Below are 15262 nucleotides of genomic sequence, written 5' to 3'. Positions count from 1 at the left end.
GTGTTGACGTGTAAAATAATTTTATGATAAAATAAAATTTTGCTAAAAAACTAAAAACATGTTAAACTTGAGAAGGTTACCATATATGGAGGTGGATTATTTGTTTCAAATTGGCGATAACATTGTTTATCCAATGCAGGGAGCAGGTATAATTAAAGCCATAGAAGAGAAGGAAATCTCAGGAGAAAAACAACAGTATTATGTTATAAAAATGTCGGCTAGTAATATGGAACTAATGATTCCAGCAGGGAGAATATCGAATTCGAATATACGACCAGTTACGGATATAACCGCATTAGTACACATAATGGATATTTTTCAACATGGGGAGTCAGATAGATTACTTACGTGGAAACAAAGGTATAAATTGAACACGGATAAAATAAAGACGGGTAAAATGCAAGAAGGTGCTGAAGTTGTGCGTGATTTAATGCGTATACAGAAAGAAAAAGCACTTAATGCAAGCGAAAAGAAGATGTTAGATAACGCATATGAATTTTTGATTAGTGAACTGGGATTAATTGAAGGTATCACAGAAAATCAGATAAAAAGCTTTTGTTAAGGTTCATTACAAATAATGTATTATATCCCAAAAAAGATCTTGAATTTTTTGGGAACATAGTTATAGAAAATTTATCATTTCAAAGACATTCAACTCTTTCACACCACTTTTAGAGCATTACCCCTATTGTTATTACTACAATCAAATCCATTTTTATTTTTTAATTTCATTTATGAATGTTCGAAGTTTAATTGAATACTTCGATAAAATAGTTACTTGATTTTTGCAATCCTGATTCACACTGGCACGGACGAGGAGCCGTAAGGATGAAAGAGAGGTAGGGCTTTCATTGTTTTAGGTATATAAGTTATTATTTTTAGAAGAATACTGAACTATATTCACTTCTATTGATAAGGTATTTTTTATATTAAAGAGATAAATGAATTGACAACCATATATGTTCAACAAAAAAGGTTTCCTTCTAAGGAAACCTTTTTACAGGCTGTGGAGAAAGTCTTCTCCACAGCCTGTTTTTGTGTCTGAACCTCTTTTTATGTGTCAACACTGATAAAAAGAGGTAAAGGAGAGATTTTTTATGATGGGTGCTTTAAAAAATCATCGTGATGAACGTGTATCTGTTTCTGTAGAAGAGTTGGTTCCACAAGATCATTTCCTTCGTGCGATCGAAGCGACAATTAGTTTTGATTTTATTGAAGAGAAGTTACGCCCTTATTACTGTGAAAACAATGGACGTCCGTCAATCCATCCTATCGTTTTATTTAAAATGATGTTTATTGGATATTTTTACGGTATTCGTTCGGAGCGTCAATTGGAAAAAGAGATTAAAACGAATATCGCCTACCGTTGGTTTTTAGGGTTTTCTCTATCAGATACTATTCCGGATCATTCTACAATCAGTTGGAATCGTCGTACTCGCTTTATTCATACAAATATTTTCGAAGAAATTTTTGATGAGATCGTGAGGCAAGCGACAGAGCACCGGATGGTGGGAGGACGTGCGCTGATGACAGATTCTACGCACATTAAGGCCAATGCTAATAAAAATAAGTTTGTACATAAATATAAAAAAGAAAAGGCAAAGTTTTATATAGATGAACTAGAAGCTGCGGTAATTGAAGATCGTGAGGTACACGAAAAAAAGAATTAAAACCCAGAAAGGAAAGTGATACTCCCACTAAAAAAACTCGTATAAGTACTACGGATCCAGATAGTGGATTTTTAATGAGAGATGGAAAACCGAACGGTTTTCATTTCTTAGACCATCGTACGACTGATGCGAAGTACAATATTATTACAGATACTTATGTAACGGCTGGAAATATGGCAGATTCCGAGCCATATTTAGCGCGTCTACAAGCTCAAATTGATAAATTCGGATTTAAAGTGGAAGCTGTAGCTCTTGATGCAGGCTATTTTACAGGGTATATCTGTAAGAAATTATCGGAGAGAAATATATTTATGGTGATGGGGTATCGCCGATTTGGAAAACGAAATAAAGAAGTACCAAAAAGCCAATTTAAATATGTAGAAGAAATGAATGCATTTGCTTGTCCGATGGGGTGTATTTTAGAGTATGCGACAACGGATCGTGAAGGATATCGTCACTATAAATCCAACCCAGAAGACTGCGCTGTTTGTCCGCTACGTGAGGTATGTTTTTCAAAGAAACAAAAACAAAAAGTTATCACTCATCATATATGGGAGAAATATAAGGATATCGCTAGAAAAAACAAACTAACAGTTACAGGGAAAAAGTTGTACAAAGTACGCTGTTCAACTATAGAGCGAAGCTTTGCGGACGCCAAAGAACTACATGGCTATCGATATGCTCGATTTCGGGGGCTGAAGTCTGTCCAAATGCAGGCTTATCTCACCGCAACTTGTCAAAACATGAAAAAAATAGCCCTCCATCTGACCAAAAAAGGTCTGGTGGAGGGCTATTTTTTTGAAACTCTATTATTTTATGTTGTTTTTATTCGCTAAAATCAAAATGATTCCAGAGTGTGGGGAACCCTAAAGGGTTTCCCAACACTCTGAAAAAAGGTTTCCTTCTAAGGAAACCTTTTTAATATTATTTATAGCATTTTATTTTTTTGATATTCGAATTTTTTATTGTAAAGTCGTAAAAATTGACGTTACTATCTAAAAGTAAGTATGATGCGATTATAGTAAGATTTTTTAGGGGGAAGAAAGATGACAAGTTCAAGTAATAAAGCAGCGAGTATTTATGAAGGAACAAATGTAAACGCTGGGGGATCTTTTGAAAACGTTGAAGAAACAAAGTTGTTTGATCCAATTCAAATTGGAGCTTGGTCTCTTCGTAATCGTATAGCAATGGCACCAATGACAAGATGCTTTGCAGATAATGAGACTGGAGCAGTGGGTGCTGATGTAGTGGAATACTATAGAAAGCGTGCTGCTGACGGAGTTGGATTAATTATTACAGAAGGAATTGTCATTAGTCCAAGAGCGAAAGGGAATCCAGGAGTACCAGGAATTTATACACAAGAACAAATCGATTCTTGGAAACCTGTTACAGAGGCAGTACATAAAGAAGGCGGGACGATTATTGCTCAAATATGGCATGTTGGGCGTATGAGTCATCATGAAATAATTGGTGGCCAAATGCCGCAAGCACCATCTGCTATCGCTGCAGAGGGAAATGTTCCACGTTTTCGTAAACCGTTTGATACGCCAGAAGCAATGACGTTAGAAGAAATACAAGAAGTGATTGGTCAATACGCACAAGCTGCGAAAAATGCAATCGAAGCTGGATTTGATGGAGTAGAAATTCACGGTGCACACGGATATTTAATTGATCAATTTACGTATGAGTCTGCGAATAAGCGAACAGATAAATATGGCGGTAATTTAAAACAAAGGTTAACGTTTATGAAAGAAGTAACGGCTGCTGTAATAGAAGCTGTTGGAGCTAATAAAACACTTCTTCGCTTCTCTGCTTTCAAAGGTGATAATCCTACTTATATGTGGGAAAACCCTGAGCTTGCAATTGAAACGTTCGTAAATATGTTCAAAGAAGTTGGATTAACGATGATCCATCCTTCAACGATGAATTATACGCAAGAGATTGCTGACGGAAAGAATTTTCATCAATTAGTAAGAAAATATTGGGATGGTACGATTGTTGGAGTTGGTAATTTAAATCCGAAAGAGGCCGAAAAAGCGTTGCAAGAAAGAACGATTGATGTAGCGGCATTCGGAAGACCGTTAATTGCAAATCCAGACTTTGTTCATCGAATTAAACATGCTGAAAGTTTAGTTGAATATGATGCAAAAGAGCATCTTGCTACGTTAGTATGAATAAAGATAAAAGGAGAGCACATCGAGTGTTCTCCTTTTATTATGGGATTTCATAGGGGGAAGCGGGATGAGTGAAACGCTACTCGTTATTATTAGTATATTACTATTTTTAATGTTGCTTTTAATCGTCTTTTTTATCATTACATTTTTTATAAAAAAACGAACACATCATTCTATTTTAAAATTACATCCGTACTTAGGAAGAATGCGCTACTTACTGGAAAAGATAGGGCCTGAATTTCGGCAATATTGGTTTGATCATGATACGGATGGAAAGCCTTTCTCACGTTATGATTTTCAAAGTGTTATGTTTTTAGCGAAATACCGCTCTGAAATACTTGGTTTTGGATCAAAACGAGATTTTGAAGCTTCTGGCTATTATATTGCTAATACATTATTTCCGATATTAACTGAGGAATTAAGTGTGAATTTCACGCAAGAGCGAGAAGGTAGAAAGTACGTGATTCATAAAGAAGGATTATTTTCAAGAAAAGAAAAATTGACAGCGGATACAACGAATCTTTGGCTGTATGAAGAAGATGATGCAATTATAGTCGGTGAGAACCGTAAATATCCGTGGAAGCTACATGGCATGTTTGGTGCATCTGCGACTTCTTACGGCGCGATTGGAGAAAATTATATTTTAGCGAGTGGTTTTGGAGCAAAAATGGCAGGCGGATCGTGGATTAATACTGGTGAAGGCGGCGTTATTCCAGAACATTTACATACAGGAGCAAATATCGTTGCGCAAATTGGTCCAGGGTTATTTGGATACCGTGATGAGGACGGTGATTTTTCAATGGGAAAATTCATGGAGAAAGCGAAAGAAAGTAATATTAGAGCATTCGAATTGAAATTTGGGCAAGGTGCTAAAATACGTGGTGGTCATCTAGAGGGACAAAAAGTAAATGAGAAAATTGCTTCTGTTCGCAACGTCCGAAAGGGAGAGACGATTAATTCACCGAATCGATTTTCATTTTTAAAGAATGCAACGGATACACTTTGTTTTATTCAACAGTTGCAAGAAAGCGGCGGTAAACCAGTTGGAATGAAAATTGTAATTGGTCAGCAGGAGCCTTTGGAAGATTTAATAAAAACAATGAAAGAACTAAACATTTACCCAGATTTTATTACAATAGACGGTTCAGAAGGCGGGTCAGGAGCAACTTATAAATCGATGGCAGATTGTATGGGACTGCCGCTTATTCCAGCATTACTTACATTTATCGATACAGCAAACCATTATGGTGTCCGTAACAAGTTTAAAGTATTTGCATCGGGTAAATTAATCACACCAGATAAAGTGGCAATTGCTTTAGCGATTGGGGCGGATGCTGTAAGTTCAGCCCGCGGATTTATGATGGCAAGCGGCTGTATTATGGCCCTTCAATGTAATTCTGGCCAATGTCCATCTGGTGTGGCCACGACGAATCCGCATTATCAAAAAGCGTTAGATCCGTATGAGAAGAAGTGGCGAGTCATGAATTATATTATTAGTATGAGATATAGTTTATTTTCATTAGCAGCGGCAGCGGGAGTGAAGAGCCCGCGCCATTTAACTAGAGAGCATATTGTGTTTAAAGACGAGATGGGGAGAGTAGTTCCTCTTTCGGAATTGTTTCCTATAGTAAATTAAATCTAAAAGTATATTTGATATGTAAGATTTTTCAGAGGAATAATCATATTGTTTGGAAAAATTAGGAGTATAATAGGGGAGTATTTTTAAAAATGACTATTTTTAAGGAGAGATTCACGTGCAGCAAGGTTCGTACAGTATTACAATTTTTTTACTCGTCATAGGGCTCGTTATATTTAGACGCATGCGTTCTATGAATCGACCAATTAAAAATAAAGGAAGACGATTACTATTGCCATTATTCTTCTTATTACCAGGTTTTTCTTTATATGCTGCACCGATACAACTTGTTGGTTGGCAAATTGGTATAGCAGCTGGGATCGGTCTGTTATTGTCAATTCCACTTATTATTTTAAGTGGGTATGAAGTTAGAGAAGATGGTCAAATTTATGCGAAAAAAAGTATCGCTTTTATTGCTACATTTTTAGTTATCGTTCTTTTACGTGCTTATTTTAGAAGACATTTACAAGGTTTAGATCCAAAGTCAATTGGCATTCTTTTCTACACTCTTGCGGTTTGTTATATAGTACCCTGGCGTATTGGATGCTATATGAAATTTCGTAAAGTATATGTAGAGAAAGAGAAAATTGAGATGTCAATAAGCTAAAAGTCATACATTTGTATGGCTTTTTCTTTTAAAATTTATCGGGTAAACGAATGAAAATAAGGTGTGAAAAAACATCGTTTTATTTTTTGAATATTTTTACTTTAATTTCTTAGAAAATCATTGTAATCCACTGGGATAAAGGCGTTTATAAAGATTTTCACATGTAATGAAAAGTGCTCGTTCACTTGAAAGAACAAAAAATGTTTGTTAAGGTAGGGAACCATAAGCGAAAACAAGAAAATAGAAAAAGTCATTTTTCGAAATTTTGAATGGCTTATGGAATAAGGGAGAGATTTGGTGAAGATTGAAATTATGGTTTCGCTTGCTATTTATATGGCAGGTATGTTGTATATCGGATATTGGTCTTATAAGAAGACATCCGATTTATCAGATTATATGTTAGGCGGAAGGGGACTTGGTCCAGCAGTTACAGCTTTATCAGCTGGTGCTTCTGACATGAGTGGTTGGATGCTAATGGGATTACCTGGTGCGATGTATGCAACAGGATTATCAAGTGTATGGATTGCGATAGGTTTATTAATAGGTGCTTATGCAAACTATTTAATCATTGCCCCACGTTTACGAACTTATACAGAAGTGGCAAATGATTCAATTACGATTCCAGATTTTTTAGAGAACCGGTTTAAAGATCGTACGAAAATACTTCGTTTTGTCTCCGCTATCGTCATTTTAGTATTTTTCACATTTTATGCGTCGGCTGGTTTAGTTTCAGGTGGACGTTTGTTTGAAAATTCTTTTAACCTTGATTATAAAATTGGTTTATTTGTAACAGTGGGTGTCGTTGTTGCGTATACACTATTCGGTGGCTTTCTAGCTGTAAGCTGGACGGACTTTGTGCAAGGTTGTATTATGTTTATTGCGCTTGTACTAGTGCCAATTGTTGCTTTTACGGATGTCGGTGGTGTAACAGAAACATTTAATACGATTAAGCAAGTCGATGCATCGCATTTAGATATGTTTAAAGGGACCACGATACTTGGTATTATTTCATTTTTAGCATGGGGACTTGGGTATTTTGGTCAACCACATATTATCGTCCGCTTTATGGCAATTACCTCTATTAAAGATTTAAAGACTTCTCGTAGAATCGGTATCGGTTGGATGACGATTTCAATTATAGGTGCAATGCTTACTGGTCTAATTGGTATCGCTTATTATGCTAAAAATAATGCGACATTACAAGACCCAGAAATGGTCTTTGTAACATTCTCAAATATTTTATTCCATCCGTACATTACAGGATTTTTATTATCAGCTATTTTGGCTTCGATTATGAGTAGTATTTCCTCACAATTACTTGTTATTTCAAGTGCAGTAACGGAAGACTTTTATAAAACATTTTTCCGTCGTAACGCAAGTGACAAAGAACTTGTATTTATCGGTAGATTATCAGTATTAGTAGTAGCTATGATTGCAGTTGTTTTAGCGTATCATCCAAGTGATACAATTTTAACACTTGTAGGTTATGCTTGGGCTGGATTTGGTTCAGCATTCGGACCAGCTATTTTATTAAGTTTATATTGGAAAAGGACGAACAAGTGGGGCGTTCTTGCAGGTATGATTGTTGGTGCAGTAGTTGTTATAGCATGGGTACAAATTCCAAGTTTAAAAGCAATTATGTATGAAATGGTACCTGGATTCTTCTGTAGTTTATTAACTGTTATCGTTATAAGTTTATTAACGAAAGAACCCGTTAAGGCAGTTCATCGTGAATTTAATGAGATGGAGGCAGTACTGGAAGAAGAAACGAAATGATTTGCAAAAAGAGTAAACGATGAATAGCGTTTACTCTTTTTACATGTAAAATGAAAGTAAGGACTTATTGACAATAAAAAATAAGTAACTTATAATAAATCTTGATTTCGAGATAAATAACATTCATAATAAAAATTTATGATGGTTATAAATCGAACAAATATTTTTTAGAATTTATCTTGAATTCAAGATAAATTAGTTGGTTAGGCGCAGATACGTAATTTTATAATTAATATCTCGAATTCAAGATAAAATTGCAATGACAGATTTTACTTTGTAGTATGGACAAAATGAATAATGAATTTAAATGTAAAACAATTTTTATAATGAAATAAAAAAGGAGTGGAAGAAATGGAAAAGAAAACAATGGGAATCCATCACATTACAGCGATTGTAGGGCATCCGCAAGAAAATGTAGATTTTTATGCTGGGGTATTAGGGTTACGTTTAGTGAAACAAACAGTGAATTTTGATGATCCAGGAACGTACCATCTTTATTTTGGAAATGAAGGAGGAAAACCTGGAACAATTATTACGTTTTTCCCATGGGCAGGTGCTCGTCAAGGTATTATTGGGGATGGTCAAGTAGGAATTACGTCTTACGTTATACCAAAAGGTGCAATGGAGTTTTGGGAAAATAGATTAGAAAAATTTGATGTTTCGTATACAAAAATGACTCGTTTTGGAGAGCAGTATTTAGAATTTGATGATCCGCATGGTTTGCATATAGAATTAGTTGAAAGAGAAGAAGGTGAATTAAATAATTGGAGTTTTGGAGAAGTTACACCAGAAGTAGCAATTAAAGGTTTTGGAGGTGCTGTTCTTTTATCTACACAGCCTCAAAAAACAGCTGAATTGTTAGAACATATTATGGGTCTTGAGAAAATTGGAGAAGAGGGTGAATTTGTTCGATTCCGTTCTTCTGCTGACATTGGGAATATTATTGATTTGAAATTATCAACAATCGGTCGTGGCCAAATGGGCGTTGGCACAGTTCATCATATCGCCTGGAGAGCGAGTGACGATGCTGATCAGCTAGACTGGAAAGAGCATGTATCGCGTTTTGGATATCACGTAACTCCTGTACAAGATCGAAATTATTTTAACGCGATTTATTTTAGAGAACATGGTGAAATCTTATTTGAAATTGCAACAGATCCTCCTGGTTTCGCTCATGATGAATCGTTAGAGTCGATGGGTGAGGAATTAAAGTTACCGGAACAATATGCACAACATAGAAAACAGATTGAACAAACGCTTTTACCATTTGAAGTGAGAAATTTAGATTAAAGTGATTGAAGGGGGAACAGAATTATGATGAAACATGTTTTTCAAAAAGGAAAAGATACGTCAAAACCAGTGTTGTTATTACTTCATGGCACAGGTGGTAATGAATTAGATTTACTACCACTTGCAGAAATAGTTGATCCGGAATCGGCGGTATTAAGTGTTAGAGGAAATGTGCTAGAGAATGGGATGCCGCGTTTCTTCCGCCGATTAGCAGAGGGCATTTTTGATGAAGAGGATTTAATTTTTCGTACGAAGGAATTAAATGAATTTTTAGATGAAGCGGCTAAAGAATATAAATTCGATAGAAATAACATTGTAGCTATCGGTTATTCGAATGGAGCAAATATCGCAGCAAGCTTATTATTCCATTACGAAAATGCATTGAAAGGTGCTGTGCTTCATCACCCAATGGTACCTAGAAGAGGAATGCAATTAGCAAATTTAGCAGGGAAATCTGTGTTTATTGCAGCTGGGACAAATGACCCAATTTGTTCATCAGCAGAATCAGAGGAATTGAAGGTACTATTAGAAAATGCAAATGCGAATGTAACAATGCATTGGGAAAATCGAGGGCATCAATTAACGATGGGTGAAGTAGAAAAAGCAAAAGAGTGGTATGACAAAGCATTTAAAAAAAGAAGCATCTGCTAACGATTAGCAGATGCTTCTTTTTTATTTAAGACTGGATTGCAAGATGAGATGAAGAAAGTGGTAGCTCAATATCAACAATCGTACCTTTATTTAATTCGCTTGAAATGTGTAATCTACCATGATGTTCTTCAATTATTTTGTAACACATCATTAATCCTAGTCCTGTACCTTTTTCTTTTAAACTATAAAAAGGTTCGCCTAGACGGGAGATACGATCTTCTGGAATGCCGCAACCTTCATCGATAATTCGTATTAAGATGAAATTATCCTCTAATGGTTTTGTTTGGATGAAAATATTTCCGCCATTTGGCATCGCTTCTATCGCATTTTTTAATATGTTTATAAAAACTTGTTTTAATTGGTTACCGTCACATTGAATATCATATACGTAATCAAAATGATCCATGATGATATGAACGCTATGCATAATTGCAGTCGGTAAAATAAATGTAACTACCTCTTCAATTAAAGTTTGTATGTTACAAGTTTGGATAGATAATACTTGTGGCTTAGACATCGCCATAAATTGACTCGTGATGGATTCCATTTGTGAAATCTCACTTAACATAACATCGATATACCATTGTTGCTCCTCACTTATTTCAGGGAGGAGCAACGTTAGAAAACCTTTTAGAGAAGTGAGTGGATTTCGAATTTCATGGGCAATTCCAGCTGTCAGTTGTCCGACTACTGCGAGCTTCTCAGATTTTCGTAGTAACTTTTCAGTTTCTTTTAGCTCAGTAACATCTCTCCCCATTACGATAAGACCTTTGCGAGAACCGTCAGGATGATAAAGCGGAACTTTTGATATACTTAAGATTAGATCGAAATCATCTCTATGTATAATAAATTCCTCGCCATGAAGAATTTGTCTTTGTTGCCATGCTAGTTCATCGATTTCTTCACAATGTAAAAAAGCTTCTCGGTATGCTTCATTATATTGAATGAGTTCGCTATCTTTTTTCCCGTGGTAAGGTACATGATGGAAATTGAAGCAAGAAAGTGCGTAGTCATTTGCCTCAAGCCAGCGCCCTTCATGATCTTTAAATATAACAAACGCAGGCATGGAGTTTACTAATGTACGTAATCTCTTCTCACTTTCTTTTAGCATATTCTCAATTCTTTCTGATTTTTCAAGCGGCTTCATAATAGCATATACGCCAGTAAGACGATTTTGAACAAAAATAGGAACTAGTTTTGTCACAACATCTAATAAGAATCCATTTTTATGATAAATAGATAAGATATATTCTTGTTGATTATCCGCTTCAGTATTCTTTATATTTTGTAATACTTGCTCAGAAATATGGGCTTCTAAAATAGAGGTAATATTTTTCTGTTCTAATTCTAAAGAAGTGTAACCTAATATTCTTTCGGCAGAAGGATTTATATGTAGGATAACTCCTTCTAAATTTAATGAAATAATACTATCAGGATTGTGTTCGAACAGAGATGCGTACATTTCTGTTAATGAACGATCTTGTATATGGTTTCGTAAACGTCTAGAAATGTTCGGATGACGTTTTTTTTGAGTTGGTGAATATTTTTTACGACTCATAATAGTTCCTCCGTACAAATAGCATCTAAAAAGATTTGTCTATTCATAACTATAATATAGGTATAACCTATATTTCTATAAAAAATAAAGTTACAGAATTGAATTTATTTTCTTTTTTTACTAAAAACATATAATGCAGTAATAAGAGAAGCTTATATCGTTTTATTATTTCTTTGTAAGTTACATTGAAATGCTTTCGTTATAACATAAGGGTAGAGGAGGGGATGGAACATGAAAAATTATATTAGAGGGATTGATCACGTGCAAGTAGCTGCACCTGTAGGGTGTGAAGAAGAGGCGCGTGATTTTTATGGGAATACGATTGGTATGGAAGAAATTCCAAAGCCAGAAGAGTTGGAAAAACGAGGTGGATGTTGGTTTAAATGTGGAAATCAAGAAATCCATATTGGTGTCGAGCGGAACTTTACACCACATAAAAAGGCTCATCCAGCTTTTTATGTGAATGAAATTAATGAATTTAAGCAAACACTTATAGAGCAAGGTGTTAAAGTGATTGATGATTATGCACGGCCAGATGTAATTCGATTTTACGTGTCAGATCCATTTGGAAACCGAATTGAGTTTATTCAAAATAAAGACTAGGTGGATTCCCACCTAGTCTTTAACTTCTTCTGAAAAGTCCTAACACTTCTACAGTTTCTGTAATATTCACGAATGCATTCGGGTCGATTTCAGAAATTGTTAGTTTCATACTTGCTAATTCTTCACGAGAAACGACCGTCATAAGTACACGCTTTTTCTCGCTTGAATAAGCACCTTCGCCATCAAGTAACGTTATTCCACGTACAACAGTTGAAAGAAGTTGTTTTTTCATTTTTTCTGCTTCATTTGTTACAATCATAAGTGTAACTTTACGATGTTTTGTATGAACAGCATCAATTACTTTACCAGTTACATAAATTGAAAGTAAGCTTGTAAGTGCAACATCCCAGGTGAAGAAGAATCCTGCGATTATTACAACGACTGTATTTAAAACAATAAGGAATCCGCCAAGTTTAATGTCTCGCTTACGGGATAAAAGCATACCGATAATATCAAATCCACCAGTGGATCCATTACAGTTAAAAACAAGACCAATACCAGCTCCGGCGATGACACCTCCGAAGATAGAAGATAACAATGGATCTGTTGCTACGACTTTTACTGGAACGTAGTATAATGCAACAGATAATACAACTACAGAGACAACTGTGTTAAAAATTACTTTTTTTCCAAGACCTATGTACCCTAAAATAAGGATAGGTAAGTTTAATACAAAGTTAATAATGCCTGTGTTTACAGGGGTTACAATCCCTAAAATAATAGCAATTCCGCCAATTCCACTACTTAAAATTTTGTGGGGGATAAGGAAAAGATTAAAGGCAACCGCAATAATAATAGAACCGATAATAACACCAAGGAATCTGACCATTTCTTTCCCGTCCTTCACTGAAAAATTCATATTATTTCAAGATTATATATGATATTGAAAGTTTTGGGTAAAAACAGTTTATTTAGGTAAATTAGATTAATCAAAAGAATTTGAGTATTTTATCGTTTGAAAGGGGATACAGTTTTGAAGATAAAAACATATCAACAGAAAAGCCCGTTGAAGCAAGAATGTGAGGATTCTTATTTTTGTAATGAGAATAAAAGGATGTATGGTGTGTGTGATGGTGCAACACCCCTCGTTCCGTTTCAGGATGAAAAGGGACATAATGGAGCATACATCGCTTCGCATTTATTTGCAAGTTATTTTACTTCATTACGAGAGAATCATAGTTTACGATTTGCAGTTGCAAAAGCAAATGAAGCATTGCAAAGCAAAATGTTGGAATATAAAGTAGATACGAGAAAGAAAGAGCATTTGTGGTGTACATGTATTGCGGCAGTTCAAATAGATGGTGAGACAATTGAATATGCGCAGCTTGGGGATTGTATGATTGTCGCAACTTTTCAAAATGGAACGATGCAAGTATTAACGAAAGACACAGTTGAAGGAATTAGTAAACGAGCAAAAAGGAAAAGGGAAGAGGATCGTAAAAAAGGGTTATCTGTACCAGAAGAATATGTTTTTCAAGATGTGCGAGAACAGTTAAAATACAATCGTTATCTTGCAAATATGCCAAATGGTTATTCAGTTGCAAATGGAATGAAAGAAGCGATACATTATTTACAACATGGTGAATTACATATAGATGAAGTGAGTGGGATTTTTATTTGTTCAGACGGGTTATTCCACCCAGATTGGCCACTAGAACAAACTGTTGCATATATAAGAAAGAATAGTATAAACGAATATGTAGCAATCATTGAAGAGCTAGAAGTGGAAAAGAGAATAAGGCCAGATGATAAAACGATTATTATGATTGATTTTTAAGAGGAGGCAGTTTAAATGGAAATTAAATATGTCAATCTAACATTTCAAGATGAATTAGTTCCTTTAGAAAAAGTAAATCAACTGATTATCCACCATACAGCTGAAGATGGATGGGACGTGTATAAAACGCATGAATTTCATCAAACTGTAAGAGGGTGGAGCGGGATTGGTTACAACTATTTTATCGAAAAGGACGGAACTGTAGTGGAAGGGCGAGGTTTACATATTGGTGCGCACGCGAAAGATCATAACCGTCATACAATTGGAATATGTATGACGGGAAATTTCGATAAATACGATCCTACTCCTGCACAAGTGAATGCATTATATTCTTTATGCAAAATGTTTATGAAACAATTTGCTATAAAGAAAGAAAATATACTCGGTCATAGAGAGTTAGAAGGAGTTACAAAAAGCTGTCCTGGTAATCGTTTTTCTATGGTAGAGTTAAGGAAGATATTATCTTAAATATAGAGGAGTAACAACGATGATGAATATAAAAATACCAAATGATAAAAAAGAAGAGCTTGTAGCGCAAATTCAGCAATTTTTCATGGAAGAAGATTTAGATGAAATTGGACGTTTCCAAGCAGAGCGTTTAATAGAAGAAATGATTAAATTAGTTGGACCATTTGCATACAATCAAGCAATTGGAGATGCAAGAAAGCTTGTAAGTGAGAAATTAACGAATATCGAAGAAGATTTATATGTGCTAGAGAAGAATGAAGGAAAATAAAAAAAGAGCCGAGGGGCTCTTTTTTATTTGAGTGATAGCAAAAAAAACATGGAGAAAACACGGAAAGGACATTGAAAATACACCTTTTATTTTTAGAATATTCTTAGTTTTAAAATACTTCAGAAAGGAAGATTGTAATGAGATTAACGCCAAGAGAAATTGATAAACTGTTAGTAGTTGTTGCGGCTGATTTAGCTTATCGACGAAAGGAGAGGGGACTTAAGTTAAACTATCCAGAAAGTATCGCTATTATTACGTATGAAATTTTGGAAGGAGCAAGAGATGGTAAAAATGTAGCGGAATTAATGGAGCTTGGAAAAAACATTTTAAGTGCTGAAGATGTTATGGATGGTATTGCAGACATGATATCAGATATTCAAGTTGAGGCAACTTTTCCTGATGGAACAAAATTAGTAACTATTCATCAACCAATTCATTAAAGGAAGTGAATGTTATGATTCCAGGGCAATATATCCTTGCGAAAGAAGACATAGTATGTAATGGAAATAAAAAAGCAATGAAAGTCAAAGTGATAAATCAGGGAGATAGACCCATTCAAATTGGATCTCATTACCACTTTTATGAAGTGAATGAGGCGTTAAAATTCAATCGCAGTGTAGCAATTGGACAACATTTAAATATTCCAGCAGGTACAGCGGTAAGATTTGAGCCTGGAGATGAAAAAACGATTGAATTAGTTCCATATTCAGGGGAACAAGAAGTATATGGGTTTAAAAATAAAGTGGATGGCGATATTCAATCTTACACAAAAAGAGGGAGATAG

At 35.1% G+C, this 15262-nt stretch carries 16 protein-coding genes; 14 read left to right on the top strand and 2 right to left on the bottom strand.

Annotated features, from left to right (window positions below; genetic code table 11):
• Positions 1-100 precede the first annotated feature (100 nt).
• The 8 genes from MHI26_RS18575 (at position 101) to MHI26_RS18540 (ending at position 9804) form a co-directional block, all read left to right on the top strand.
• Positions 101-562: a CarD family transcriptional regulator gene (locus MHI26_RS18575; RefSeq protein WP_170264802.1), complete on the top strand. Its 462-nt coding sequence runs from the start codon at positions 101-103 to the stop codon at positions 560-562.
• Positions 563-1097: 535 nt separating this feature from the next.
• Positions 1098-2506, top strand: a protein-coding gene (locus MHI26_RS18570) for an IS1182-like element ISBth7 family transposase (protein WP_097821175.1) whose coding sequence is annotated in 2 segments (ribosomal slippage) — positions 1098-1656 and positions 1656-2506 — 1410 coding nt in all. Because the reading frame shifts where the segments join, the coding sequence is not laid out codon by codon here.
• 210 nt (positions 2507-2716) lie between these two features.
• Positions 2717-3844, top strand: coding sequence for an alkene reductase (locus MHI26_RS18565; protein WP_061665798.1), 1128 nt, complete (start codon positions 2717-2719; stop codon positions 3842-3844).
• A 67-nt stretch (positions 3845-3911) separates the two neighbouring features.
• Positions 3912-5480, top strand: a complete 1569-nt coding sequence (locus tag MHI26_RS18560; protein WP_000005155.1) for an FMN-binding glutamate synthase family protein — start codon at positions 3912-3914, stop codon at positions 5478-5480.
• A 118-nt stretch (positions 5481-5598) separates the two neighbouring features.
• Entirely contained in the window at positions 5599-6087 is a 489-nt protein-coding gene (locus MHI26_RS18555) for a cytochrome c biogenesis protein CcdC (protein WP_001183916.1), read from the top strand.
• Between the two features lie 297 nt (positions 6088-6384).
• Positions 6385-7863: a sodium/proline symporter PutP gene (gene putP, locus MHI26_RS18550; protein WP_061665797.1), complete on the top strand. Its 1479-nt coding sequence runs from the start codon at positions 6385-6387 to the stop codon at positions 7861-7863.
• A gap of 351 nt (positions 7864-8214) precedes the next feature.
• Positions 8215-9153: a ring-cleaving dioxygenase gene (locus MHI26_RS18545; RefSeq protein ID WP_061665796.1), complete on the top strand. Its 939-nt coding sequence runs from the start codon at positions 8215-8217 to the stop codon at positions 9151-9153.
• Positions 9154-9177: 24 nt separating this feature from the next.
• Positions 9178-9804 carry an alpha/beta hydrolase gene (locus MHI26_RS18540; RefSeq protein WP_061665795.1) on the top strand — a complete coding sequence of 209 codons (627 nt, stop codon included), beginning with the start codon at positions 9178-9180 and terminating at the stop codon, positions 9802-9804.
• A 25-nt stretch (positions 9805-9829) separates the two neighbouring features.
• Here the strand turns inward: MHI26_RS18540 and MHI26_RS18535 are convergent, their stop codons facing one another.
• Positions 9830-11362 carry a BA3702 family sensor histidine kinase gene (locus tag MHI26_RS18535; RefSeq protein ID WP_061665794.1) on the bottom strand — a complete coding sequence of 511 codons (1533 nt, stop codon included), beginning with the start codon at positions 11360-11362 and terminating at the stop codon, positions 9830-9832.
• A 231-nt stretch (positions 11363-11593) separates the two neighbouring features.
• Between MHI26_RS18535 and MHI26_RS18530 the strand changes: the two genes are divergently transcribed.
• Positions 11594-11965, top strand: a complete 372-nt coding sequence (locus tag MHI26_RS18530; protein WP_000800782.1) for a VOC family protein — start codon at positions 11594-11596, stop codon at positions 11963-11965.
• A gap of 19 nt (positions 11966-11984) precedes the next feature.
• Here the strand turns inward: MHI26_RS18530 and MHI26_RS18525 are convergent, their stop codons facing one another.
• Positions 11985-12794 (bottom strand): YitT family protein, encoded by an 810-nt coding sequence (locus MHI26_RS18525; protein WP_000251348.1) that lies wholly within the window; start codon positions 12792-12794, stop codon positions 11985-11987.
• 126 nt (positions 12795-12920) lie between these two features.
• Between MHI26_RS18525 and MHI26_RS18520 the strand changes: the two genes are divergently transcribed.
• The 5 genes from MHI26_RS18520 to MHI26_RS18500 all read left to right on the top strand — a co-directional run bounded on the left by MHI26_RS18520 (position 12921) and on the right by MHI26_RS18500 (position 15262).
• Entirely contained in the window at positions 12921-13742 is an 822-nt protein-coding gene (locus MHI26_RS18520; protein ID WP_061665793.1) for a protein phosphatase 2C domain-containing protein, read from the top strand.
• A 15-nt stretch (positions 13743-13757) separates the two neighbouring features.
• Positions 13758-14210: a peptidoglycan recognition protein family protein gene (locus tag MHI26_RS18515; protein ID WP_000404192.1), complete on the top strand. Its 453-nt coding sequence runs from the start codon at positions 13758-13760 to the stop codon at positions 14208-14210.
• Between the two features lie 19 nt (positions 14211-14229).
• Positions 14230-14478 (top strand): DUF2164 domain-containing protein, encoded by a 249-nt coding sequence (locus MHI26_RS18510; protein WP_000981064.1) that lies wholly within the window; start codon positions 14230-14232, stop codon positions 14476-14478.
• A gap of 137 nt (positions 14479-14615) precedes the next feature.
• Complete coding sequence (locus MHI26_RS18505) at positions 14616-14918, top strand: urease subunit gamma (RefSeq protein ID WP_001241327.1); 303 nt, start codon at positions 14616-14618, stop codon at positions 14916-14918.
• Between the two features lie 14 nt (positions 14919-14932).
• Entirely contained in the window at positions 14933-15262 is a 330-nt protein-coding gene (locus MHI26_RS18500; protein WP_000612160.1) for an urease subunit beta, read from the top strand.

This window comes from Bacillus sp. FSL K6-1218 (assembly GCF_038006445.1).
Classification (GTDB): Bacteria; Bacillota; Bacilli; order Bacillales; family Bacillaceae_G; genus Bacillus_A; species Bacillus_A thuringiensis_S.
The sequence above is the reverse complement of the archived record's forward strand: the minus strand, read 5'-3'. Positions and strand labels throughout refer to the sequence as shown.